This is a genomic window from Streptomyces sp. NPDC096176 (assembly GCF_044763255.1).
Lineage (GTDB): Bacteria > Actinomycetota > Actinomycetes > Streptomycetales > Streptomycetaceae > Streptomyces.
Genome location: NZ_JBIWFV010000023.1, coordinates 20,218 through 43,827, shown reverse-complemented (window position 1 = coordinate 43,827; position 23,610 = coordinate 20,218). Strand labels below are relative to the sequence as shown.

Genomic DNA, 23,610 nt, shown 5'->3' with positions numbered 1-23,610 from the left:
TAGGACGCCGCCGAACAATCATTGTGGGAAAGCCCCGCACCGTCATGGTGCGGGGCTTTTCTGCGTTTACCCGCCACCCCCTGTACGAGCCGGCGGCAGCTGCAGGTAGGGTCAGGGGGCATCGTTGGCACGTTCCACACAGGAGGCCCCCGGGTGGAGGTCCAGGAGACCCGCGTTCAGACGAACCGGGTACTCACCATCCCCAACATCCTCAGCATGGCGCGTCTCGTCGGCGTGCCGCTCTTCCTGTGGCTGATTCTCCGTCCCGAGTTCGGGGGTCCCAAGAGCGACGGCTGGGCTTTGCTGGTTCTGATGCTCAGCGGCGTCAGTGACTATCTCGACGGCAAGCTGGCCCGCCGGTGGAACCAGATCAGCAGTCTCGGCCGAATCCTCGACCCGGCGGCCGACCGTCTCTACATCCTCTCGACCCTGGTCGGACTCACCTGGCGCGAGATTCTGCCGCTCTGGTTGACGGCCGCGCTTTTGGCGCGTGAACTGATGCTGTTGGTGATGGTGGGGATCCTCCGTCGCCACGGCTATCCACCACCACAGGTGAACTTCCTGGGCAAGGCTGCCACGTTCAATCTCATGTACGCGTTCCCCTTGCTGCTCCTGAGTGACGGGACCGGATGGCTCGCGTCACTCGCGGCGATTTTCGGATGGGCGTTCGCGGGATGGGGTACAACTCTGTATTGGTGGGCAGGGATCCTGTATGTGGTCCAGGTCCGCCGTCTCGTCAAGGCGGACGCAATGGCCGATTGACCTCGTCGGTGTGGTACCGCGCAGTGTCGCCGGCCGCGCGCGTGTCACCAGTGGTCTCTTTCGACGAGTGAAGTCGGCAAGACCGTCGTCTCTTCAAGGAGGACGCTTCCGACATGAAGGCCGTCGTGATGGCTGGTGGCGAAGGAACTCGACTTCGCCCCATGACCTCGAGCATGCCCAAGCCACTTCTGCCGGTGGCCAACCGGCCGATCATGGAGCATGTCCTCAGGCTGCTCAAGCGGCACGGTCTCACCGAGACCGTCGTAACCGTGCAATTTCTCGCCTCACTGGTCAAGAACTACTTCGGTGACGGTGAAGAGCTCGGAATGGAGCTCACCTACGCCAACGAGGAGAAGCCGCTCGGCACTGCTGGCAGCGTCAAGAACGCAGAGGAAGCGCTCAAGGACGACACGTTCCTCGTGATTTCCGGTGACGCTCTCACCGACTTCGACCTCACCGACCTCATCTCCTTCCACAAGGAGAAGGGCGCAATGGTCACCGTTTGTCTGACACGGGTCCCGAATCCTCTGGAATTCGGCATCACGATCGTCGACGAAGAAGGAAAGGTCGAGCGGTTCCTCGAGAAGCCGACATGGGGGCAGGTGTTCTCCGACACCGTGAACACCGGCATCTATGTCATGGAACCCGAGGTATTCGACTACGTCGAGGCCGACGTTCCGGTGGACTGGTCCGGAGATGTCTTCCCCCAGCTCATGAAGGAAGGCAAGCCGATCTTCGGCTATGTCGCCGAGGGTTACTGGGAGGATGTCGGCACTCACGAGAGCTATGTGAAGGCCCAGGCCGACGTCCTGGAACGCAAGGTGGACGTCGAGCTCGACGGCTTCGAGATCTCGCCCGGTGTGTGGGTCGCTGAAGGCGCGGACGTGCATCCCGACGCCGTCCTGCGGGCCCCGGTGTACATCGGTGACTACGCGAAGATCGAAGCGGGTGCGGAGATCCGGGAGCATACCGTCGTCGGATCCAACGTCGTCGTCAAGAGCGGTGCCTTCCTGCACAAGGCCGTCGTTCACGACAACGTCTACATCGGACCGCAGAGCAATCTCCGCGGGTGTGTCATCGGCAAGAACACGGACATCATGAGGGCCGCCCGAATCGAGGACGGCGCCGTGATCGGCGACGAATGCCTGGTCGGTGAAGAATCGATCGTTCAGGGCAACGTCCGCGTCTACCCGTTCAAGACCGTCGAGGCCGGCGCGTTCGTCAACACCTCGGTGATCTGGGAGTCGCGGGGCCAGGCTCATCTCTTCGGCGCGCGGGGCGTGTCCGGGATCCTCAACGTGGAGATCACTCCGGAGGTCGCGGTGCGGCTGGCCGGTGCGTACGCCACCACGCTCAAGAAGGGCGCCACGGTCACCACGGCTCGTGACCACTCCCGAGGTGCACGAGCGCTGAAGCGGGCGGTGATCTCGGCGCTCCAGGCCAGTGCCATCGACGTACGGGACCTGGAGAACGTGCCCCTGCCCGTCGCCCGTCAGCAGACGGCGCGCGGAAGTGCCGGCGGCATCATGATCCGGACCTCGCCGGGTGTGCCCGACTCCGTCGACATCATGTTCTTCGACGAACGGGGAGCGGACCTGTCACAGGGCGGGCAGCGGAAGCTGGACCGGGTATTTGCGCGCCAGGAGTACCGGCGTGCCTTCCCGGGCGAGATCGGCGACCTGCACTTCCCCTCCAGCGTCTTCGATTCCTACACGGGCTCACTGCTGCGCAACGTGGACACCTCGGGGATCGCCGAATCGGGGCTGAAAGTCGTCATCGACGCGTCCAACGGCAGCGCCGGTCTGGTTCTGCCCAGCCTCCTCGGACGCCTCGGGGTCGACGCCCTGACGATCAACCCCGGTCTGGACGAGGCGCGGCCCACGGAGTCCGCCGACACCAGGCGGTCGGGTCTGGTCAGGCTCGGCGAGATCGTGGCGTCCGCACGGGCGGCCTTCGGCGTCCGGTTCGATCCTGTCGGTGAGCGGCTCTCCCTCGTGGACGAGCGCGGACGGATCGTCGAGGACGACCGGGCGCTACTGGTGCTGCTCGACCTCGTCGCTGCCGAGCGGCGCAGCGGCGGAGTGGCGCTGCCGGTGACGACGACGAGGATCGCCGAGCAGGTCGCGGCGTATCACGGCACCCAGGTGGAGTGGACGACCACGTCCCCCGACGACCTGACGCGGGTGGGCAGGGAGGAGACCACGATCTTCGGCGGTGACGGCCGTGGCGGCTTCATCGTGCCCGAGTTCAGCAGCGTCTTCGACGGTGCCGCCGCGTTCGTCCGGCTCGTCGGCCTCGTCGCGCGCACGCAGCTCACGCTGAGCCAGATCGACGCCCGGATTCCGCGTGCCCATGTGCTGAAGCGGGATCTCGCGACGCCGTGGGCGGTGAAGGGGCTCGTCATGAGGCGGGTCGTCGAGGCCGCGGGAGACCGGCACGTCGACACTACCGACGGTGTGCGGGTGGTGGAGGCCGACGGCCGGTGGGTGATGGTGCTGCCGGATCCCTCGGAGGCGGTCACCCACCTGTGGGCGGAAGGGCCGGACGACGCATCCGCCCAGGCGCTGCTCGACGAGTGGTCGGCGGTCGTGGACAGCGCAGGTCACTGAGGCCGGACCGGTGTGCCGGCTGTTGCCCGAGGGCGGCTGCCGGCACACCGGTGGGGCCATTCGGCGGTAGTGGCTGCGACATGCGACGATGTGCGGCATGCCGCAGCAGCCCCCCGTTCGGAGCACAGGTTCTCCGCCCGCGCGCCCCGATGCGTCCATGTCGCTGCTGACGAACGTCATGGAGCACAGCCTCGACGACGGGTACGCCGAGGCGACGGCCCGCAGGGCTGAGGCCGGCGGCATGCCGCGTACCCTGCGGGCCAAGCTCGGGCTGGCCGCGGGCCTGGTGCTGGCGGCCGTGGTCGTCACCCTCGGAGCCGCAGAGGCGCAGATTTCGGCGCCTGTGCTCGCGAAGGAACGCGAGGAGCTGATCGACCGCGTCGAGGCGCAGACCGGGACGGCCGACAAGCTGGAGCGAGAGGTCGAGGCCCTCCGTTCCGACGTGGAGGAGCGGCAGCGCAAGGCCCTCAAGACGCAGGGCGGGGAGCAGGGCGAGCTGGTCTCGCTGCTCGCCGGGGCCACCGAGGTGCAGGGGCGGGGCGTGAAACTCGTCGTGGACGACGCCAAGGACACCGACCAGGGCGGCGGAGGCCCGCGGGAGAGCAGCGGGTTCTCCGACACGGGCCGGGTACGCGACCGGGACATGCAGCGGGTCGTCAACGGGTTGTGGGAGTCCGGCGCGGAGGCGATCGCGATCAACGGGCAGCGGCTGACGGCCCTGTCCGCGATCCGGGCGGCGGGCGACGCCATACTGGTCGACAACAGGCCGCTGGTACCGCCGTACACGGTGCAGGCGGTGGGGGACGGGAACAAACTGCGCACCGCTTTCCAGGACAGTGCCGACGGCCAGTATCTGCAGATCCTGAAAGAGGACTTCGGTATCCGGTCCAGCATTTCCGACGAGGAGACGGTTCGTCTGCCCGCCGCCCCGAGCTTGATCGTACGTACAGCAGAGCCGAAGACCGCCGACACCGGGAACGGTGGCGGGCCGGAGGCGGCCGACACAGAGAAGGGCACATCGTGATCGCCGTACTGGGCCTCGTCGTGGGAGTCGTGGTCGGCCTGTTGGTCCGGCCCGAGGTGCCGGCGGTGGTCGAGCCCTACCTGCCGATCGCGGTCGTCGCCGCGCTCGACGCCGTCTTCGGCGGTCTGCGTGCCATGCTCGACGGGATCTTCGTCGACAAGGTCTTCGTCGTCTCCTTCCTGTCCAACGTCGTGGTGGCCGCGCTGATCGTCTTCCTGGGCGACAAGTTGGGCGTCGGCGCCCAGCTGTCCACCGGTGTGGTCGTCGTGTTCGGCATCCGGATCTTCTCCAACGCCGCGGCGATCCGCCGACATGTCTTCCGGGCGTGACGCATGAACAACGAAGAGAACCCGCAGGACGAGGTTCCGCAGCAGCAGCAGCCGCAGCCGCAGCCGCAGCCGCAGCCGCAGCCGCAGCAGCCGCAGCAGCCCCAGCGGTCGCAGCCGATGCCTCAGCCGCAGTCACAGCCTTCCGAGCCGCCCACCTCGCCGGAGCCCGCCGCGCCGGAGGCGGTGCCGCAGACCGGCCGTGAACGGCTGCGCGCGGCGGTGTGGCCTCCCAGGGTGACCCGGGCCCAACTGATCGTCGCCCTCCTGCTGTTCGTCCTCGGACTGGGCCTGGCCATCCAGGTCCGCTCCAACAGTGACGAAAGCGCGCTGCGCGGCGCACGCCAGGAGGACCTGGTCCGCATCCTCGACGAACTCGACAACCGCACCCAGCGGCTCGAGGACGAGAAGCAGCGTCTCGAGGACCAGCGCACCGAGTTGGAGAACAGCTCGGACCAGGCGGAAGAGGCGCGCAAGCAGACATTGCAGAAGGAACAGCAGCTCGGCGTCCTCGCCGGCACGGTCGCGGCTGAGGGGCCCGGTATCACGCTCACGATCCAGGACCCGTCCGGGACCGTGGAGTCGGACATGCTCCTCGACACGATCCAGGAGCTTCGAGCGGCCGGCGCGGAGGCGATTCAGGTCAACGGCACAAGAGTCGTGGCGGATACCTACTTCTCGGGGGGCGCCGGTGACATCGCGGTGGACGGGAAACGGATCACGGCGCCGTACACCTTCAAGGTCATCGGCAAGCCCCAGGACCTGGAGCCCGCCCTGAACATCCCGGGCGGTGTCGTGCGGACCCTGGAGAAGGAGCAGGCCACGGCCACCGTGGCGCGTTCGGAGAAGCTCACTGTGGATGCCTTGCGACTGGCGGAGCGGCCTGACTACGCTCGGTCGTCCTCGCCGTGAAACGGGGGCGACATGGGGTCTGCCGGACGCGGACAAAAGATTGCAGGGGTCGACGCATCACATATGTGCTGCGTGGTGGAAACTGTCTGGTGCATACGGACGTTGTGAGGGTGTCCGGGTCCGCAGGTGTGTTGGTTGAGGGTTCGTCCTGCCCCACGGGCGGGTCTATTTCGGTCAAGGGGAAACGCCCGTGAAGTTGTTTGCGAAGTTGTTCGGCAAGAGTGCACGCGAGGACGGCAACGCCCGGCATCGCGCGCCGCGTCATGGCCAGAGTGAGGATCAGGGGGCCGAGCGGCCGCTGTTCCGGGACGAGGTGTCTGGTGGTGACAATTCGGGCAGACAGGGCGCGTCGTCTGTTGACCCTGCCGGTGCCGGAGGCATAGGTTTCGGGGAACCATCAACCTCAAGTACGGGTGGAGGGTTTGCCTCCGACCCGTATGCGACCAATCCCCACGCGGGACAGCCGCGGCAGGAGGATCCGTCCATGGCGGGTTTGCCGGTTTGTACGAGGTGCGGCCACCGGAACACCGAGGCCGGTCGGTTCTGCTCCAACTGTGGCGCGCCGCTGCGGGGCGGCGCTCCCGCCGAGCGGGCGTCGGAGACGACGTCGACGATCTCCATCTCCGGTATCGAGGCCTACGACTCCGAGGTCACGGGCCAGACGGCCATCCCCTCGCTTTCTCCGGAGGCACAGGCCGCCGTGGAGGCGCTGCCGCTCGGTTCGGCGCTGCTGGTGGTCCGCCGCGGGCCCAACTCGGGCAGCCGCTTCCTGCTGGACGGTGAGCTGACCACGGCCGGCCGCCACCCGCAGAGCGACATCTTCCTCGACGACGTGACCGTGTCGAGGCGGCATGTCGAGTTCCGCCGGGGTGCGGACGGCGGCTTCACCGTCTCCGACGTCGGCAGCCTGAACGGCACCTATGTGAACCGTGAGCGGATCGACTCCGTGGTCCTGGCCAATGGTGACGAGGTGCAGATCGGCAAGTACCGGCTGGTCTTCTACGCGAGCCAGCGGGGCGTGTGACCCTCCCCCGGACTGTGTCCGGGGGGACTTCCAGGGAAGGTACATGCTGCGAACACCGACGGGCGGTGCCGGCAACGGCACCGCCGCCGCGCGCGAGCGGTCGATGAGCATCGGAGCGGTGCTCGGCCGGCTGCGCGACGAGTTCCCGGAAGTGACGATTTCCAAGATCCGTTTCCTGGAGGCGGAGGGGCTCGTCGAGCCGAGCCGTACGCCCTCGGGGTATCGCAAGTTCAGCGCCCAGGACGTGGAGCGGCTGGCCCTGGTGCTGCGGATGCAGCGTGACCACTACCTTCCGCTGAAGGTGATCCGTGAGCAGCTGGACGCGCTCGAGCGAGGGGAGCAGATCCAGCTGCCGGCGCAGGGGGCGCACCGGGAGATCGTCGACGGCACCTGGGAGCCGCAGTGCGAGCGGCCCACCGCGGCCCGTATCGGGCGAGCGGCTCTGCTGGCGGCCGCGGACGTGTCCGAGGAGGAGCTGGCGGAGTGGGAGTCCTTCGGCCTGCTCGCTCCGGACGAGGACGGGGCCTACGACTCCGAGGCGGCCACCGTCGCCCGGCTGGTCGCGGACCTGGGCAGATTCGGTCTCGAGCCACGGCACCTTCGCGCCATGAAAGCGTCCGCGGAACGGGACGCCGGGCTGGTGGAGCAGATCGTCGCGCCGTTGCGCCGGCACCGTAATCCCCAGACCAGGGCACATGCCGAGGCGACCGCCAGAGAGCTCGTGACCCTGTCCGTGAGGCTTCACGCGGCACTGGTGCAGACCGCCCTCGGAGTGCGGCTCCACTGATCTTGGACCAGCCCGACTACCCAAACCGGTCGCGCACGTCCTAGGGTTACTGTGTGAACGAGCTCGACGTTGTGGGTGTCCGGGTCGAAATGCCCTCGAACCAACCGATCGTGCTCCTGCGTGAAGTGGGAGGCGATAGGTACCTCCCCATCTGGATCGGTCCAGGGGAGGCGACCGCCATTGCCTTCGCGCAGCAGGGCATGGCTCCCGCCAGGCCGCTGACTCATGACCTCTTCAAGGACGTGTTGGAGGCGGTGGGCCAGGAGCTCACCGAGGTCCGCATCACCGACCTGCGCGAGGGCGTCTTCTATGCGGAGCTGGTCTTCGCCAGCGGGGTCGAGGTCAGTGCCAGGCCGTCCGACGCGATAGCGCTCGCCCTGCGCACCGGTACGCCGATCTATGGCAGCGACGGGGTGCTGGACGATGCGGGGATCGCCATCCCGGACGAGCAGGAGGACGAGGTGGAGAAGTTCCGCGAGTTCCTCGATCAGATCTCGCCCGAGGACTTCGGCTCCAGCAGCCAGTGACACCCGCCGTCCGCTTGGCGTCGGCGCATTCGAGTAGCCTTTCCCGGATCGGGGCACGAGAAACCACTCTCAGGGTGATTATCACTCGGCGTGCCGAGTGTGGCGATCGTTGACGCACCCCTGGTGACTCCCTACCTTCGAGGTGGCAGGTCAAGGACGGAGGTCGGCGTGAGAAGCAGCGGCGACAGTACGGCTGGGGGCGGCCTCGGACCCAGTCCGGTGGAAGACGGGCCGTACCCGCTTCGCGACAGCGCGGCCGGGCCCGCCACCGACACCATCGGCTACCGGGGGCCGACCGCGTGCGCGGCCGCCGGCATCACCTACCGGCAGCTCGACTACTGGGCGCGCACGGGCTTGGTGGAGCCCAGCGTGCGACCGGCGTACGGCTCCGGAACACAGCGGCTCTACAGCTTTCGCGACGTGGTCGTCCTCAAGATCGTCAAGCGCTTCCTGGACACCGGTGTCGCGCTGCAGAACATCCGCGCCACCGTGCAGCACCTGCGGGCCCGTGGATTCAAGGACCTCGAGCGGATGACGCTCATGAGCGACGGCGCGACGGTCTACGAATGCTCCTCGCCCGACGAGGTGGTCGGGCTGCTCCAGGGCGGGCAGGGCGTCTTCGGGATCGCGGTGGGCGTCGTGTGGCGAGACGTCGAGGCGGCGCTCTCGCAGCTCCACGGCGAGCGGATCGACACGGGGGAGACCCTGGTCGGTCACAACCCCGCGGACGAGCTGGCGAGACGCAGACGCGACCGGGCCGTCTGAGCGTGCCCGGCGCTCCCCGTTGTCAGTGGTGTGGGGGAGCATCGAAGGTGTGAGAACCGCCCCGACGATCCTGCATCTGGACATGGATGCTTTCTTCGCCGCCGCCGAGCAGGCGGCGAAGCCGTCGCTGCGCGGCAAGCCGGTGGTCGTCGGTGGGCTCGGTCCGCGCGGTGTGGTGGCCACCGCCTCCTATGAGGCCCGGCGTTTCGGGGTGCACTCGGCCATGCCGATGGCGCAGGCGCGACGCCTCGCGCCGAACGCGGCCTACCTCGTCCCGCGCTTCTCCCTCTACCGCTCCGTGAGCGAGCAGGTCATGGAGCTCCTGGGCCGCCTGTCGCCCCTCATCGAGCCGTTGAGCCTCGACGAGGCGTTCGTCGATCTCGAGGCCGGGGAGGCCGCGGACGACGCGTCGACCGCGCGTGCGGCGGGAGAGCGGCTGCGCGCCGACATACGAGCGGTCACGGGCCTGACGGGTTCCGTGGGGCTGGCCGGTTCGAAGATGATTGCCAAGATCGCCTCCGAGCAGGCCAAGCCGGACGGGCTGGTCCTCATCGAGCCGGGGACCGAGCGCGAGCTGCTGGGGCCGATGCCCGTGCGCATCCTGCCGGGTGTGGGGCCCGCCACCGGTGAGCATCTGCGGCGGGCCGGCATGACGACAGTCGCGGATCTCGCCGAGGCGGGCGAGGACGAGCTCGTACGGCTGCTGGGCAGGGCGCACGGTGCGTCGCTGTTCCGGATGGCGCTGGGGCACGACGACCGCCCGGTGGTCGCCGAGCGGGACGCGAAGTCGGTGTCGGTCGAGGACACCTTCGACGTGGACCTCCACGACCGGGTGCGGGTGCGCACCGAGGTGGACCGGCTCGCCGATCGGTGCGTGGAGCGGCTGAGGGCGAGCGGGCACTCGGGCCGGACCATCGTGCTCAAGGTCCGCCGGTACGACTTCTCGACGCTGACACGGTCGGAAACGCTGCGGGGGCCGACCGACGACGCGGCGGTCGTGCGGGAGGCTGCGGGGCGGCTGCTGGAGGCAGTGGACACCACGGGCGGGGTGCGGCTGCTCGGGGTGGGCGTGACGGGACTCGCGGACTACACCCAGGAGGACCTGTTCGCGCAGGCCGCGGCGGAGGAGTCCGCGGCCGTCCGGCCCGAGGCGGCGTCCGGAGCCGAGGCGGCATCGGCTCCGGACGGCACGGCGGCGGAGCTCTCGGGGCCCGGCCCGGATCGTGCCGAGCCGGTCGAGCGGCGCTGGGCCGCAGGCCAGGACGTACGCCATGCGCGGCACGGGCACGGCTGGGTGCAGGGCAGCGGGGTGGGGAGGGTCACCGTGCGCTTCGAGGAACCATGGTCGCCGCCCGGCCGGGTCCGCACGTTCCTTGTGGACGACGAGGAGCTGGAGCCCGCGGATCCGCTGCCGCTGATCGCGCCGGCGGACGAGGGCCGGGCGGGTCAGTCTTCCTGCCCGGCGACGCGGCCGAAGGAGCGGTCACCGGAGGCGGGAGCGGGAGTCGGGGGCGGGCCGGAGATGTCGAGCCCGTAGTGGTGGTAGAGCTGGAGCTCCTGTTCGGGGGAGAGATGGCGGCCCACGCCGAAGTCCGGGGCGTCCTTGATCAGCGAGCGTTCGTAAGGGACCCGCAGCGTGTTGTCGACGACCTCGCTCGGTTCGAGGGGGACGAAGGCGTCCCTGCTGAAGAGGCCTGTCCGCAGGGCCGCCCACTCAGGCATTCCGGTGGCGTCGTCCAGGTACACCTCGTCGACGGTCCCGATCTTGGTGCCGTTGCGGTCGAACGCCTTGCGGCCTATCAGGCTGCGCGGATCGATGTCGGTCTGCACGGTCCCTCCAACTGGTCGCGCCTGCTCTCTCATGACTACAGAAAGGCACATTTCGAGTGTCGGCCACTCGAGCGATCGTTCCCAAGCGGCGCTGGTACCCTGGCAAACGGCTGCTGACCCTGTGCGGGAGAGTTCTCCGGTGAAGACCGGAGGCGCCGAAGGAGCAAATCCTCCCCGGAATCTCTCAGGCACCTGTACCGCACGGACGAGGTCACTCTGGAAAGCAGGGCGGGCGTCGGACGGCATCCGCTCTCACCGACGGTGAAAGCCGGGAGGTCGTTTCGCGACGCCCGGTGAAGCTCTCAGGTTGAGATGACAGAGGGGGAGGCCGTCCGGGCATCCGCGCCGTGATGCCCCTCGCAGGTCGCGAAGACCAGGAGGCCTCCCACCATGACCGCCAACCGCATTCCGCTCTCCCAGCTGGAGCGTGGCACCCCCTTCGAGCGGCGTCACATCGGGCCTGACGCAGGTGCCCAGGCCAAGATGCTCGCCCACGTCGGGTACGGCTCGCTCGACGACCTCACCGCCGCCGCCGTGCCGGACGTGATCAAGAGCGCGGAGGCCCTCGACCTCCCGGACGCCCGCACCGAGGCCGACGTTCTCGCGGAGCTGCGCTCCCTGGCAGACGGCAACCAGGTGCTGGCCCCCATGATCGGCCTCGGCTACTACGGCACCTTCACCCCGCCGGTCATCCTGCGGAACGTCATGGAGAACCCGGCCTGGTACACGGCGTACACGCCCTACCAGCCCGAGATCTCGCAGGGTCGGCTCGAGGCGCTGCTGAACTTCCAGACCGTCGTCGCGGACCTGACCGGCCTGCCCACCTCGGGCGCCTCGCTCCTCGACGAAGGCACGGCCGCCGCGGAGGCCATGGCGCTGGCCCGCCGGGTCGGCAAGGTCAAGAACGGCGTCTTCCTGATCGACGCCGACACCATGCCGCAGACCATCGCCGTGATCGAGACCCGCGCCGAGCCGACCGGCGTCGAGGTCGTCACCGCCGACCTGAGCGACGGCATCCCCGCCGAGATCGCGGAGCGCGGCGTCTTCGGCATGCTGCTGCAGTACCCGGGCGCCTCCGGTGCCGTGCGCGACCTGAAGCCCGTGATCGAGCAGGCGCACGAGCTCGGCGCGATCGTCACCGTCGCCGCCGATCTGCTCGCCCTCACCCTGCTCACTTCGCCCGGCGAGCTCGGCGCGGACATCGCCGTGGGCACGACGCAGCGCTTCGGCGTTCCGATGGGCTTTGGCGGACCGCACGCCGGCTACATGGCGGTGCGCGACAAGTTCGCACGGAGCCTGCCCGGCCGACTGGTCGGCGTTTCCGTCGACGCCGACGGCAACAGGGCCTACCGCCTGGCGCTGCAGACCCGTGAGCAGCACATCCGCCGTGAGAAGGCCACCAGCAACATCTGCACCGCGCAGGTGCTGCTCGCCGTCATGGCGGGGATGTACGCCGTCTACCACGGTCCGGAGGGGCTGCGGGCGATCGCCCGGCGCACCCACCGTTACGCCGCGATCGTCGCCGAGGGCCTGCGCGCCGGCGGTGTCGACATCGTGCACGCCTCGTACTTCGACACCCTGACCGCCCACGTGCCCGGCAAGGCCGCCGATGTCGTGGCCGCCGCCCGCGAGGGCGGGGTCAACCTGCACCTCGTCGACGCCGACCACGTCTCCCTCGCCTGTGACGAGACCACCGGCCGGGAGCAGCTGACGGCCGTCTGGTCCGCCTTCGGGGTCGACGGCGACGTCGAAGCTCTGGACGCCGTCGGCGCGGACGCCTTGCCCGCCGCCCTGCTGCGCCAGGACGAGTACCTCACCCACCCGGTCTTCCACGAGCACCGCTCGGAGACCGCGATGCTGCGCTACCTGCGCAGGCTCGCCGACCGCGACTACGCGCTGGATCGCGGCATGATCCCGCTCGGCTCCTGCACCATGAAGCTGAACGCGACGACCGAGATGGAGCCGGTGACCTGGCCCGAGTTCGGCCAGATCCACCCCTTCGCGCCGGTCGAGCAGGCGCAGGGCTATCTGACCCTCATCCGTGAGCTGGAGGAGCGCCTCGCCGAGGTCACGGGCTACGACAACGTCTCCATCCAGCCCAACGCCGGATCGCAGGGGGAGTTCGCCGGTCTGCTGGCCGTCCGCGCCTACCACCGCGCCAACGGCGACGACCAGCGCACCATCTGCCTGATCCCGTCCTCCGCGCACGGCACGAACGCCGCCAGCGCCGTGATGGCCGGCATGAAGGTCGTCGTGGTCAAGACCGCCGACGACGGCGAGATCGACGTCGAGGACCTGCGCGCCAGGATCGAGCAGTACCGCGACGAGCTCGCCGTGCTGATGATCACCTACCCGTCGACGCACGGTGTCTTCGAGGAGCACGTCGCCGACATCTGCGCCCAGGTGCACGACGCCGGCGGTCAGGTGTACGTCGACGGCGCCAACCTCAACGCGCTGGTGGGTCTCGCGAAGCCGGGCCGGTTCGGGGGCGACGTCTCGCACCTGAACCTGCACAAGACCTTCTGCATTCCGCACGGCGGCGGTGGCCCGGGGGTCGGCCCGGTCGGTGTGCGCGCGCACCTGGCCCCGTACCTGCCCAACCACCCGCTGCAGCCGACGGCAGGCCCCGAGACCGGCGTCGGCCCGATCTCCGCGGCCCCGTGGGGTTCCGCGGGCATCCTGCCGATCTCCTGGGCGTATGTACGCCTGATGGGCGGCGAGGGTCTCAAGCGTGCCACTCAGGTCGCGGTCCTCGCGGCCAATTACATCGCCAAGCGCCTCGAGCCCCACTACCCGGTGCTCTACACCGGCCCGGCGGGTCTCGTCGCCCACGAGTGCATCGTCGACCTGCGCCCGCTGTCGAAGGCGACCGGTGTCAGCGTCGACGACATCGCCAAGCGGCTCATCGACTACGGCTTCCACGCGCCGACGATGTCCTTCCCGGTGGCCGGCACGCTGATGATCGAGCCCACCGAGAGCGAGGACCTGACCGAGCTCGACCGCTTCTGCGACACGATGATCGCGATCCGTTCCGAGATCGAGAAGGTCGCGTCGGGCGAGTGGCCTGCCGACGACAACCCGCTGTGCAACGCCCCGCACACTGCGGCCGCGCTCGGTGGCGAGTGGGACCACGCCTACAGCCGTGCGGAGGCGGTCTTCCCGGCCGGCGTGAGCGCCTCCGACAAGTACTGGCCGCCGGTGCGCCGTATCGACGGTGCGTTCGGCGACCGCAACCTCGTCTGCTCCTGCCCGCCTCTGGACGAGTACGACAACTGACGCGGGCCGAGGGGCGTATGCGTCGGGGCCGGTGCGGAGAGCTTCTCCGGGCCGGCCCCTCGTCGTACGTGTTCGGACGGTTCTGGCGTCTTTCGTTTGGAGCAGGCCGGATCGGCGAGCCCGGCAAGATCCAATCGAGAAGCCCTAGGCGGCCGTCATCACCTGGCCTGCCTCACGCGGTCGGCGCGGGGCGATGATCCGGCCGTCGGGCAGCAGTTCGCCGGTGTCCTCGAAGAGGAGCACGCCGTTGCACAGCAGGCTCCAGCCCTGTTCCGGATGGTGCGCCACGAGGCGTGCGGCCTCACGGTCGGCGGAGTCGGATGTGGGACAGGTCGGCTGGTGCTGGCACATGGATGGGTTCTTTCGCTGCGATGTGAGTGTCCTGCGGCTCGATGAGGTGTTCATGGCCGCCCCCCGTATCTCTCGGTCCGATCCCAGTGTTCCCCCACGGGCGTCGATCCGCAGGGATTTCGCGGCAGCTCTTCCTACTGATTGATGACGTATCACCCGGGCGGGCGGTTCAGTTGAACCGGCTGTCCTTTCGGGTGGTTCGCAGTGGCCCGGGCGGGCTAGTCACAACGGGCCATGCCGGGAGCAGCAGTACGCCCTGCGACCTCACAGTCGCAGGGCGTGCCTGGGTGTCCTCGTCAGGCGGCGGGCGAGTCGAGCAGTGGCGTCGGAGTCAGTCGCAGCGTCAGGACGGGCAGCAGATCGGCGACCTGGCGCGGGCGGTGCGCGGCGATGCCCGGCGGTGCCGGAGCCAGTGGGACCAGGACGTCGGACGGCTGAGGGGTGCCGGTCGCGGCGTCGGCCTGCGGATCGCCGTGCAGCCAGAGGGTGAGCATGTAGAGCTCGGGTACCGACAGCAGCCTCGGCTGGAAATGGGGCCCCATGGATTCGGCCTGCCGCAGGGCCTGTTGGGTGGAATCGAGATAGGGGCCTTCAAAGAAGTGCGAGAAGGTCCAGCCGTCCGGCGTGAGCACGCTGTCCGCCGCCGCCACGGCGCGTTCGCCGCTGCGGATCAGGAAGCGCCAGCCGGCGAGTCGGGTGTACGGGGCGCTGCCGCTCGGCACGATCTGGTCCATCACATGGACCGGTAGCGGCAGTTCGGCGCTCAGGGGTCCCTGGACGGACCTCAGAGCAGGGGTACGGGCCTCGCGGACGGCCATGGGTGAACCGAGTGCCGCGAGAACGCTGCGCAGGGCAGGCGCGGGAGCCGGGGGGACATGCAGCGGCATGGTGGGTCGCCTCTCACTGGGGAGACACGGTGATGCGTGAAGGTGCGGACGGCGCTGTCGGCGTGCGGGGCGGCGAGCGGCCGGAAGACACCGGATCCCAACTCTCTGCCCTCGCGGAGTTTATACGACACGTGTTCACGTAATGTTTCCGCTACCCGTCGCAGGTATTTCGAGCAAGGCCGAATTCAGCCCGTTTCCGAGGGTCTTTTCGCCTGATTTCCCGTCCCCGTAGCGGCTTCGGCCTGCGACGTCGACCTCGGCGCGGTAGGCCGAAACAGGCCTGTGTTTTCCGTCGCCATCCGGTGCAGGCAACTGCCCATTGCTGCATGCCCGAGGAATGTGCCTGCGGGGTTCTCCGTCCAGCCTATCGGGCGCGGACGCCCGGCGGGACGTTATGGATCAAAGAGTCTGGGCATTATCGTCCGTGACGTGGCGGTCGGCGCTGCGTGGTGCCCACGCGAGGAGGGACCCTTCGATGGGGGAGAAGGTCGAGGCAGGCGGGTTCGACCTGTCCGATCGGCAGCGGTACCGACGGAAGCTGCAACAGTGCCTGGCGGGACTGGGGCGGCTGCTGGGCGAGAAGAGGTTCGACCGCCCCAAGAATCTGATGGGGCTCGAGATAGAGCTGAATCTCGCCGGCGAAGACGGCATGCCGCGGATGATGAATGCCGAGGTGCTCTCCCGTATCGCGAGTCCGGATTTCCAGACCGAGCTCGGCATGTTCAATCTGGAAGTAAACATCGTCCCGCACCGGCTGGGCGGCCGTGTTCTCGATCAGCTGGCGGAGGAGTTGCAGACCGGTCTCGGATATGCGGACCGCAAGGCGCAGGAAATCGGTTCCGGCATCGTGATGATCGGAATTCTTCCGACGCTCACGCAGCAGGACCTGGTCTCGGCGAACCTCTCCCACGTCGACCGCTACATGCTGCTCAACGACCAGATCGTGGCCGCGCGGGGCGAGGAGTTCACCCTCGACATCGACGGCGTGGAGCAGTTGACGTGCACGTCCGCGTCGATCGCGCCCGAAGCGGCCTGCACGTCCGTGCAGTTGCATCTCCAGGTCACCCCGGGCCGCTTCGCCGACGTGTGGAACGCCGCGCAGGCGGTGGCGGCCGTGCAGGTCGCTGTCGGCGCCAACTCGCCGTTCCTGTTCGGCAAGGAGCTGTGGCGCGAGTCGCGCCCCCCGCTCTTCCAGCAGGCCACGGACACCCGACCGCCCGAGTTGCAGGCCCAGGGCGTGCGGCCACGGACATGGTTCGGTGAGCGGTGGGTCGACTCCGCGTACGACCTCTTCGAGGAGAACCTCCGCTACTACCCCGCGCTGCTGCCCATCTGCGGGGACGAGGATCCACTGCGGGTGCTGGACGAGGGCGGAGTGCCGCGGCTCCAGGAGCTCGTCCTGCACAACGGCACCATCTACCGGTGGAACCGGCCGGTGTACGACGTGGCCGACGGCGTCCCCCATCTGCGGGTGGAGAACCGGGTACTGCCGGCGGGCCCGACGGTGACCGACGTCATCGCCAACGCGGCCTTCTACTACGGCCTGGTCCGTGCCCTGGCCGAGGAGGCCCGCCCGGTGTGGACGCGACTGCCGTTCGCCGCGGCGGCCGAGAACTTCGAGACCGCGTGCCGCCACGGCATCGACGCCGAACTTCAGTGGCCGCGTCCGGGCCGCGGTGGGGTCACCGGCGTCCCCGTCGTCAAGCTCGTCCGTGACGAGTTGCTGCCGCTCGCCGCGGCGGGGCTCGACGCGTGGAACGTGGAGCCCGCCGACCGCGACCGATATCTGGGGGTCATCGAGGAGCGGTGCCGCCGCCGGATGAACGGAGCCTCCTGGCAGGCGGACACCTACCACCGGGCGCGCGAAGCGGGGTTGCAGCGGGAGTCGGCGCTGGCGGCCATGACGCGCCGCTACTGCGAGCTGATGCGCGAGGGGCAGCCGGTGCACACATGGCCGGTGGGGTTCCCGGGGACCCACTCCTGACCTGGCCCGAACTGGTCCGACAGGACCTGAGCTGACCTGGCCTGAGCCGGCCTGACCTGACCTGAGCCTCCGCGCCTGACGCGCCGGCCCTGCAGGGGACCTGGTTGCGTCCGCCGTACCGTCGTCGGGCAAGCTGTGACGTCCCATGCGGTGGTGCTGCTCCTCGAGCGTGATCGAGCATGATCGGCGTGATCGAGCGGGGACAAGGCGCGAGGAACAACTGGAGGCAGGAGTGCAGGCGGAGCCGGGAGGTGTGGCCGAATCCATTCCCCAGGCCGCGATGTCACCAAGGATCCTGCGGTCGGAGACGGTGCTTGTGCTCGCACTGTCCCTCGGCGCCAGTGCGGTGTCGTCGCTGATCAGCTTTGTCGGATCGCTGACGAAACCGGGGGGACTGAAGGATCAGGCGGCAACGCTCAACGGGTCGTTCGCTCCCGGACGGCCATGGCTGGATCTTGCCTGGCAGCTTTTCGGGATCGCCACGGCACTGGTGCCGGTGGCGCTCGTCGCGCATCTGCTGATCCGTGAACGCGCCGGGCTCTCCGCCATCGGTTTCGACCGGAGCAGGCCGTGGTCCGACCTCGGGCGCGGCGTACTCGTCGCCGCGGGCATCGGCAGCGCCGGGCTGGCCTTCTACCTCTTGGCGCGGGCATCGGGCTTCAACCTCACCGTGGTGCCTGAGTCGCTGCCCGAGGTGTGGTGGAAGTATCCGGTGCTGATCCTCTCGGCGGTCCAGAACTCGGTGCTGGAGGAAGTGATCGTCGTCGGCTATCTGCTGCGCCGACTCGATCAGTTGGGGTGGACGCCGTCGGCGGCCCTGGCCGCGAGCTCGGTGCTGCGCGGCTCGTACCACCTCTACCAGGGCATCGGCGGGTTCGTCGGAAACATGGTGATGGGCGTCGTCTTCGTGCTGCTGTACCGGCGATGGGGGCGGGTGGGTCCACTGGTGGCGGCGCACGCCCTGCTCGACATCGTCGCGTTCGTCGGATACGGGCTGCTGGCGGGGAAGGTGGACTGGCTGCCCACTGTCTGACCGACCGACGCGAACGCGCCGGGGACGAACGGGCCGTTGCCCGCACGTCCCCGGCGCGTTCCTGCGTCAGGGGGCGGTGAGCAGTTCGCCGTCGATCACGGTCACCGCGTGGCCGGTGAGCAGCGTTCGGTCGCCGCGCAGGGAGGTGCGGACCAGGCCGGAGCGGGCTGATGCCTGCAGGCCGGTCAGTTCGGTGCGGCCGAGGCGGGCCGACCAGAAGGGCGCGAGCGCTGTGTGGGCGCTGCCGGTGACGGGGTCCTCGTCGATCCCTACGCGGGGGAAGAAGCCTCGCGAGACGAAATCGTAGGGGGCGTTCGGGTCCTCGGCCGCGGCGGTGGCGATGACTCCGCGCTCCGAGACCGCCACCAGCGCGGCGAAGTCGGGCCGCAGGCCGCGTACGGACCGCTCGTCGGCCAGCTCGACGAGTATGTCTCCTATGTGCGGGCCGGTGTCATGGGCCGAGAGCACGTTCGCGCCGAGTGCTTTTGCCACTGCGGGCGGGACGTCGACAGGGGTCAGCGGGGAAGTGGGGAAGTCGAGGGTGAGCGTCCCCTCCTCGTCCGCGGTGGCGGTCAGCGTTCCGCAGCGCGCCGCGAAGCGCACCGTGCCGGTCGCCGCCCCCGTGGTGCGCAGTACGTGGGCCGTGGCGAGTGTGGCGTGGCCGCACATGCCGACCTCGGTGGCCGGGGTGAACCAGCGCAGAGCCCAGTCCGCGTCGCCGCCTGCGGGGAGGGGGTGGGCGAAGGCGGTCTCCGAGAGATTCACCTCCGTGGCCACCTGCTGGAGCCAGGCGTCGGCGGGGAAGCCGTCGGAGTCCAGCAGCAGGACTCCGGCGGGATTGCCGGCGAAGGGGCGGTCGGTGAAGGCGTCGACGATTCGAATTCGCATGGACCGACCGTAGGGCGTGGGCGAAGCCGCAGACCAAGGCCAATTCGGTGTCGGCGGCCCGAAAGGGTCTTGTCGTATGACAGCTCCCGATATATCGTTGACGCATCGCGACTGATCAACGACGGAAGGAGCGTGGCGATGCGTTCGCATGGAAACGGACCGGAACACGAGCACGGCCGCGGTCATGGGTACTGCGGTCCTCACCATCAGGGTCAAGGTGAGTCCGAGGGCCGGCGGGCGGCGTTCGGCCCCTGGGGCCCGCCGTTCGGCGGCGGCCCCTTCGGCGGACGCGGTCGTGGCGGCGGGCGCGGAAGGGCGCGGCGCGGCGACGTGCGTGCCTCGATCCTGGCCCTGCTCAAGGGCCGCCCGATGCACGGTTACGAGATGATCCAGGAGATCGGCGAGCGCAGCGGCGGGGCGTGGAAGCCCAGCCCGGGCTCCGTCTATCCGACGCTCCAGCTGCTGGAGGACGAGGGCCTGATCGTCAGTGAGAGCGAGGGCGGCAAGAAGCTGTTCACGCTGACCGACACCGGGCGCGCCGAGACCGAGTCTGGCCCTGAGGCCCCATGGGAGGAGGTCGGGCGCGGCGTCGACTGGGAAACGGTCAATGAGATCCGACAAGCCGGCTTCGGCCTCATGGAGGCGTTCGGCCAGGTCTGGAAGACGGGCAGCGTCGAGCAGCGGCAGAAGGCTGTCGCCGTCATCAACGAGGCCCGCAAGAAGCTCTACCTGATCCTTGCCGACGAGCACTGAGCCGTACGGCTGCGAAGGGCCCGGCGTGATCGCGGGGCTTTTCGGCGTGGGTCGAGCCGTGGCTCGAGTCGTGGGTCGTGCGGTGGGTCGTGCGGTGGGTCGTCAGTGCGGGCGGTAGGTGCAGCGGTGGGTGGGCCGCTCAGGCGACCAGGCCGCCGAGCTTGCGGAGCGACTCGTTGAGCGCGGCCGTTGCCGAGTCCGTCAGCTTGCCGGCCATCAGCGACACTGCCGCGCCTGTGAACTCGCCGTCTATGCGCACGTCTGTGGCGTCTCCGGCCGGGGTGAGCGAGTAGCGGGTGCCGACGACGACTGACATCGGGCCCTTGCCCTTGATGGCGAGCATGCGCTCCGGCTCCAGTTCCTCGACGGTCCAGGTCACCTCGGCGGGGAAGCCCATCAGCTTCATGTTCTCCGCGAAGGTGGCGCCGGTCTCCAGGGGCTCCGGGCCGCCCTTCGGGAAGCTGGTGTGGGTGGCGTTCCAGCGGCCGTAGGAGGTGAAGTCGGTCAACTGGGCCCAGACCTTCGCGGGCGGTGCCTCGATGCGTGCCTCCGCGCTGACTTCGGCCATGCGACCACCCCTTCGTGTCGGGTAACGGTGTCGCGGACCGTAGCTGTGTGTGCGACAACATTCAATACTGACGAACCATCAGCCTGTGTTGCGCGTCCGGTTCCATACGGAGCGAGTGCGGTGTCGAGCCAGTGCGGTGCGGCGGTCGGAGGACGAACTGCTGCGGTCTCATCCGTAGGGAGGAGGAACCGCCCGGGCCTGCCCACCTTCGGTGGGATGCCCAGATGCTCCCCTGCGAGGACGCCGCGGCGACGGACACCTGATGAGGTGGGAGATGTGCAAAGCCCTGCCTCATGGCTGCCCCGGCAGCCGCCCGCCGCTGTCCGCGCCGACATCGAAGCCGCACTCACCGTGGAGTTGACCTCGGTGGTCGCCGGTGCGCGCAGACGGGTGCTGCGAGACGGGGACCGGCAGATCGACACGGCCCATCTGCTGCACTCGCTGATGGAGTACGACCCCGAGGTCAGGGTCGCGGTGGGCCGCCCGTCGCAGGTGGCGCGGGTCCTCGGCTACCTCGTGCAGCGCAGCATCGGTTACGGACTCGCGTGGCAGGGGTCCGTCGAGGACTCGGGTGCGCTGCCGGTGGCACGCGACGCCGAGCCGCCGGGGCGCTCGCCGTCCGTGGCGGCCGGCCGCGGGATGCCCGACGTTCCCGGCTGGTCGCCCGCGGCCGTGGCTGCCATGGCGGGCGCGCTCGCCAGGGCGCGGAGGCGCGGTGACAAGCGGGCCACGGGCATGGACGTGCTGGCGTGCGTCGCCGCCGATCCCGAATCCCGGGCGGTCGAGGTCCTGCGGAGGGCGGGCGTCGACGCGTCGTTGCTCGCCGCGCGGATTTCGGAGCCGTCTCGACATGTGTCACAGGGGTGACGGTCCTGACCGGCGCTGACATGATGTGCCGATGCAAGCGTCTCAGGGAAGGAGCGCCGGCCTGGGACTCGCCCTGGGTTCGGCGTTCGCGTTCGGTGGATCGGGAGTCGCGGCCAAGCCGCTGATCGAGGCGGGGCTCGACCCGCTCCACGTCGTATGGCTACGCGTCGCCGGTGCCGCGCTCGTCATGCTGCCGGTGGCCTGGCGCCACCGGAGTCTGCTCCGGCGCAGGCCGGCGTTGCTGGCGGGATTCGGGCTGCTGGCGGTGGCCGGCGTCCAGGCCTGCTACTTCGCCTCCATCTCGCGCATCCCCGTCGGCGTCGCGTTGCTCATCGAGTATCTGGCCCCCGCTCTCGTGCTCGGCTGGGTCCGCTTCGTCCAGCGCCGCCCCGTGACAAGGGCGGCCGCGCTGGGCGTCGTCCTCGCGGTCGCCGGCCTCGCGTGCGTGGTCGAGGTCTGGGCGGGGCTGAGCTTCGACGCGCTCGGCCTGCTGCTGGCCCTCGGCGCCGCCTGCTGCCAGGTGGGCTACTTCGTCCTCTCCGACCACGGCGGCGACGGCGAGGACGCGCCCGACCCGCTCGGAGTGATCGCGTACGGGCTCCTGATCGGCGCGGCAGTGCTCACCGTCGTCGCCCGGCCCTGGGGAATGGACTGGTCGCTGCTGGCCGGTGGGGCGGACATGGGCGGCATGGAAGTGCCGGCGGCGCTTCTGCTGGGATGGGTCGTGCTGATCGCCACCGTGCTCGCGTACATGGCGGGTGTCGTCTCGGTACGCCGGTTGTCGCCGCAGGTGGCCGGAGTGGTGGCCTGCCTGGAGGCGGTCGTCGCGACCGTGCTGGCCTGGGTGCTGCTGCACGAGCATCTCTCGGCGCCGCAGATCGTCGGTGGCGCGGTCGTCCTCGTCGGCGCGTTCATCGCCCAGTCCCAGGCGCCCAAGCCGCCGACCGGACCGGTGGCGGCAGGCGGGCCGGAGGCCGTCCCCGCGATGGCCGCCGACGGTGGAGAACCGGGTGAGTTGTCCGCCGTTCGGCGAGGGCCGTAGGGTGGCGACCATGCATTCGACCGTACTTCCGCCGCCCGCCGCGTAACGCGGGCGGCCGTCTCCCTGACGAAGGCCGGGCTCGGGTTGGTCCCGAGCATCTTGGTGCTGCCCGCGTGACCGAGCCGAGCGACCAGCCGTCCTGATCATCACGCGGAGAAGTCACGTGTCGAGTTCCTCTTCCTGTTGCCCTGCAACGTCTGCCGCACCTTCTGCTGCCGTCCCCGTGTCTGCCGGCGCGTCCGCCGCGGGATCTGCCCCCGGCGCTTTCGCCGGGCTGACCGTCGGGTGAGGCCTCATTTACCTGATTCTTGCCGGGTTCGCGTGGGGGACCGCCGGCGCTGCCGCGTCCCTCGCCTTCGAGGTGAGCGACCTCGGCCCGCTCGCGCTGTCGTTCTGGCGGTGCGTGGGCGGGCTGGCATTGCTGCTTCCGGTGCTCTGGCTGCGGGCGCGGCGGCGCTCCGCGTCGGTCGGTGCCGGTGGGCTCGCTCCCGTTGCCGAACCGCGCCGCCGACGGCTGTTGCGCATCCTCGGCACGGGTGTCGGTCTCACGGTCTTCCAGAGTGCCTACTTCGCGGCCGTCGAAGCCACGGGCCTCGCCGTCGGCACGGTCGTGACCCTGGGGGCGGGTCCCGTCCTCATCGCGGTCGGCGCACGACTGACGATGGGGGAGCGGCTGGGCAGGGGCGGGACCCTGACCGTCCTGGGCGCACTGGCCGGCCTCGGCGTCCTTGTCCTCGGCGGCGAAGGCGCGGACGTGCGGCCGGGGGGCGTCCTGCTCGCCGTCCTGTCCGCCGCCGGCTACGCCGCGATCACTCTGCTGACGCGGTGGCTCGGCAGGGACGGAGGCGGCGGCGACTCGCTGTCGACGACGGCGTGGGCGTTCGCGATCGGGTCGGTGGGGCTGCTTCCGGTGGCGATCGGCGAGGGTCTGCTCCCGCACACGGAGGAACTGGCCCGGGTCGTCGGGCTGATGGCGTACGTCGCCGCCGTGCCGACCGCGCTGGCCTACGCCCTCTACTTCGCGGGTGCGGCGGTCGTCCGGGCGGCGACGGTGTCGGTGATCATGCTGCTGGAGCCGGTGAGCGCGGCTGTCATCGCGGTGACACTGCTCGACGAGCGCCTGACGGCCTCGACGGTGGCGGGCACGCTGCTGCTGCTCACGGCGGTGGCGGGGCTGGCGGCGGCGGAGGCGCGGGGTGCGGCGGGGCGGAGGCGGTCGGTGGCGCCCGCGTGACGTGCGGCGGGGCTGGCGGCCGCGGAGGCGTGGGGTGCGGCGGGGCGGAGGCGGTCGGTGGCGCCCGCGTGACGTGCCCTTGACACGGCGCTTTTCGAGCCGGGCCCGCCGCTTCTCAAGGCCGGGCCCGTTGCTTCGTGGAATCGGGGCTCCGTCCCGCG

Annotated in this window: 22 protein-coding genes and 1 riboswitch; of the genes, 17 read left to right on the top strand and 5 right to left on the bottom strand. The window is 69.6% G+C overall.

Translation table 11 applies throughout. From position 1 onward, the window contains the following. Positions 1-153 precede the first annotated feature (153 nt). The 10 genes from ACIQ7Q_RS34220 (at position 154) to ACIQ7Q_RS34175 (ending at position 10,273) form a co-directional block, all read left to right on the top strand. Positions 154-762, top strand: coding sequence for a CDP-alcohol phosphatidyltransferase family protein (locus ACIQ7Q_RS34220; protein ID WP_403871131.1), 609 nt, complete (start codon positions 154-156; stop codon positions 760-762). A 113-nt stretch (positions 763-875) separates the two neighbouring features. Continuing rightward, the gene (locus tag ACIQ7Q_RS34215; RefSeq protein WP_403871128.1) at positions 876-3,371 is read left to right on the top strand and encodes a sugar phosphate nucleotidyltransferase; all 2,496 of its coding nucleotides are present in this window, start codon (positions 876-878) and stop codon (positions 3,369-3,371) included. A 97-nt stretch (positions 3,372-3,468) separates the two neighbouring features. Further along, positions 3,469-4,395: a DUF881 domain-containing protein gene (locus tag ACIQ7Q_RS34210; protein ID WP_403871125.1), complete on the top strand. Its 927-nt coding sequence runs from the start codon at positions 3,469-3,471 to the stop codon at positions 4,393-4,395. After that, complete coding sequence (locus ACIQ7Q_RS34205) at positions 4,392-4,724, top strand: small basic family protein (protein WP_023543062.1); 333 nt, start codon at positions 4,392-4,394, stop codon at positions 4,722-4,724. Before ACIQ7Q_RS34210 ends, ACIQ7Q_RS34205 begins: the two co-directional genes overlap by 4 nt. Positions 4,725-4,727: 3 nt before the next feature. Next, positions 4,728-5,633, top strand: coding sequence for a DUF881 domain-containing protein (locus ACIQ7Q_RS34200; protein ID WP_403871123.1), 906 nt, complete (start codon positions 4,728-4,730; stop codon positions 5,631-5,633). A 148-nt stretch (positions 5,634-5,781) separates the two neighbouring features. Then, positions 5,782-6,657, top strand: coding sequence for an FHA domain-containing protein (locus tag ACIQ7Q_RS34195; RefSeq protein WP_403871142.1), 876 nt, complete (start codon positions 5,782-5,784; stop codon positions 6,655-6,657). A 43-nt stretch (positions 6,658-6,700) separates the two neighbouring features. Next, entirely contained in the window at positions 6,701-7,444 is a 744-nt protein-coding gene (locus ACIQ7Q_RS34190; protein ID WP_403871120.1) for a MerR family transcriptional regulator, read from the top strand. Positions 7,445-7,497: 53 nt separating this feature from the next. Beyond that, a complete protein-coding gene (locus tag ACIQ7Q_RS34185; protein ID WP_026281837.1) occupies positions 7,498-7,971 on the top strand; it encodes a bifunctional nuclease family protein in 474 nt (157 codons plus the stop codon). 168 nt (positions 7,972-8,139) lie between these two features. Continuing rightward, positions 8,140-8,736, top strand: coding sequence for a MerR family transcriptional regulator (locus ACIQ7Q_RS34180; RefSeq protein ID WP_403871117.1), 597 nt, complete (start codon positions 8,140-8,142; stop codon positions 8,734-8,736). 49 nt (positions 8,737-8,785) lie between these two features. Beyond that, a complete protein-coding gene (locus tag ACIQ7Q_RS34175; protein WP_403871114.1) occupies positions 8,786-10,273 on the top strand; it encodes a DNA polymerase IV in 1,488 nt (495 codons plus the stop codon). Here ACIQ7Q_RS34175 and ACIQ7Q_RS34170 read toward each other — a convergent pair. Continuing rightward, the gene (locus ACIQ7Q_RS34170) at positions 10,183-10,566 is read right to left on the bottom strand and encodes a PRC-barrel domain-containing protein (RefSeq protein WP_403871111.1); all 384 of its coding nucleotides are present in this window, start codon (positions 10,564-10,566) and stop codon (positions 10,183-10,185) included. The two genes, ACIQ7Q_RS34175 and ACIQ7Q_RS34170, sit on opposite strands and share 91 nt — an antisense overlap. Before the next feature lie 114 nt (positions 10,567-10,680). Continuing rightward, positions 10,681-10,776: riboswitch (glycine riboswitch) on the top strand. Positions 10,777-10,956: 180 nt separating this feature from the next. On the opposite strand from ACIQ7Q_RS34170, the gene gcvP reads away from it, so the two are divergent. Continuing rightward, the gene (gene gcvP / locus ACIQ7Q_RS34165; protein ID WP_403871108.1) at positions 10,957-13,842 is read left to right on the top strand and encodes an aminomethyl-transferring glycine dehydrogenase; all 2,886 of its coding nucleotides are present in this window, start codon (positions 10,957-10,959) and stop codon (positions 13,840-13,842) included. A 144-nt stretch (positions 13,843-13,986) separates the two neighbouring features. Here gcvP and ACIQ7Q_RS34160 read toward each other — a convergent pair whose 3' ends face one another. Both ACIQ7Q_RS34160 and ACIQ7Q_RS34155 read right to left on the bottom strand, forming a co-directional pair. Beyond that, a complete protein-coding gene (locus tag ACIQ7Q_RS34160) occupies positions 13,987-14,193 on the bottom strand; it encodes a DUF5999 family protein (RefSeq protein WP_356634338.1) in 207 nt (68 codons plus the stop codon). A gap of 296 nt (positions 14,194-14,489) precedes the next feature. Continuing rightward, positions 14,490-15,080: a hypothetical protein gene (locus ACIQ7Q_RS34155; RefSeq protein ID WP_403871105.1), complete on the bottom strand. Its 591-nt coding sequence runs from the start codon at positions 15,078-15,080 to the stop codon at positions 14,490-14,492. 475 nt (positions 15,081-15,555) lie between these two features. Here ACIQ7Q_RS34155 and ACIQ7Q_RS34150 point away from each other — a divergent pair, with 475 nt between their 5' ends. Both ACIQ7Q_RS34150 and ACIQ7Q_RS34145 read left to right on the top strand, forming a co-directional pair. Then, positions 15,556-17,064 (top strand): glutamate-cysteine ligase family protein, encoded by a 1,509-nt coding sequence (locus ACIQ7Q_RS34150; protein ID WP_403871102.1) that lies wholly within the window; start codon positions 15,556-15,558, stop codon positions 17,062-17,064. Positions 17,065-17,344: 280 nt separating this feature from the next. Next, positions 17,345-18,097: a CPBP family intramembrane glutamic endopeptidase gene (locus tag ACIQ7Q_RS34145; protein ID WP_403871139.1), complete on the top strand. Its 753-nt coding sequence runs from the start codon at positions 17,345-17,347 to the stop codon at positions 18,095-18,097. Positions 18,098-18,163: 66 nt separating this feature from the next. Here ACIQ7Q_RS34145 and ACIQ7Q_RS34140 read toward each other — a convergent pair whose 3' ends face one another. Further along, a complete protein-coding gene (locus ACIQ7Q_RS34140; RefSeq protein WP_403871100.1) occupies positions 18,164-18,985 on the bottom strand; it encodes a PhzF family phenazine biosynthesis protein in 822 nt (273 codons plus the stop codon). Between the two features lie 138 nt (positions 18,986-19,123). Here ACIQ7Q_RS34140 and ACIQ7Q_RS34135 point away from each other — a divergent pair, with 138 nt between their 5' ends. Beyond that, positions 19,124-19,738, top strand: a complete 615-nt coding sequence (locus ACIQ7Q_RS34135; RefSeq protein ID WP_403871097.1) for a PadR family transcriptional regulator — start codon at positions 19,124-19,126, stop codon at positions 19,736-19,738. A 139-nt stretch (positions 19,739-19,877) separates the two neighbouring features. On the opposite strand, the gene ACIQ7Q_RS34130 is transcribed toward ACIQ7Q_RS34135, so the two are convergent. Then, positions 19,878-20,306, bottom strand: coding sequence for an SRPBCC family protein (locus tag ACIQ7Q_RS34130; RefSeq protein WP_403871095.1), 429 nt, complete (start codon positions 20,304-20,306; stop codon positions 19,878-19,880). A 276-nt stretch (positions 20,307-20,582) separates the two neighbouring features. Between ACIQ7Q_RS34130 and ACIQ7Q_RS34125 the strand changes: the two genes are divergently transcribed. The 3 genes from ACIQ7Q_RS34125 (at position 20,583) to ACIQ7Q_RS34115 (ending at position 23,449) form a co-directional block, all read left to right on the top strand. Continuing rightward, positions 20,583-21,173 carry a Clp protease N-terminal domain-containing protein gene (locus ACIQ7Q_RS34125; protein WP_403871092.1) on the top strand — a complete coding sequence of 197 codons (591 nt, stop codon included), beginning with the start codon at positions 20,583-20,585 and terminating at the stop codon, positions 21,171-21,173. Positions 21,174-21,204: 31 nt separating this feature from the next. Next, positions 21,205-22,215 (top strand): EamA family transporter, encoded by a 1,011-nt coding sequence (locus ACIQ7Q_RS34120; RefSeq protein WP_403871089.1) that lies wholly within the window; start codon positions 21,205-21,207, stop codon positions 22,213-22,215. Between the two features lie 295 nt (positions 22,216-22,510). Continuing rightward, positions 22,511-23,449: a DMT family transporter gene (locus ACIQ7Q_RS34115; protein WP_403871137.1), complete on the top strand. Its 939-nt coding sequence runs from the start codon at positions 22,511-22,513 to the stop codon at positions 23,447-23,449. Positions 23,450-23,610 lie beyond the last annotated feature (161 nt).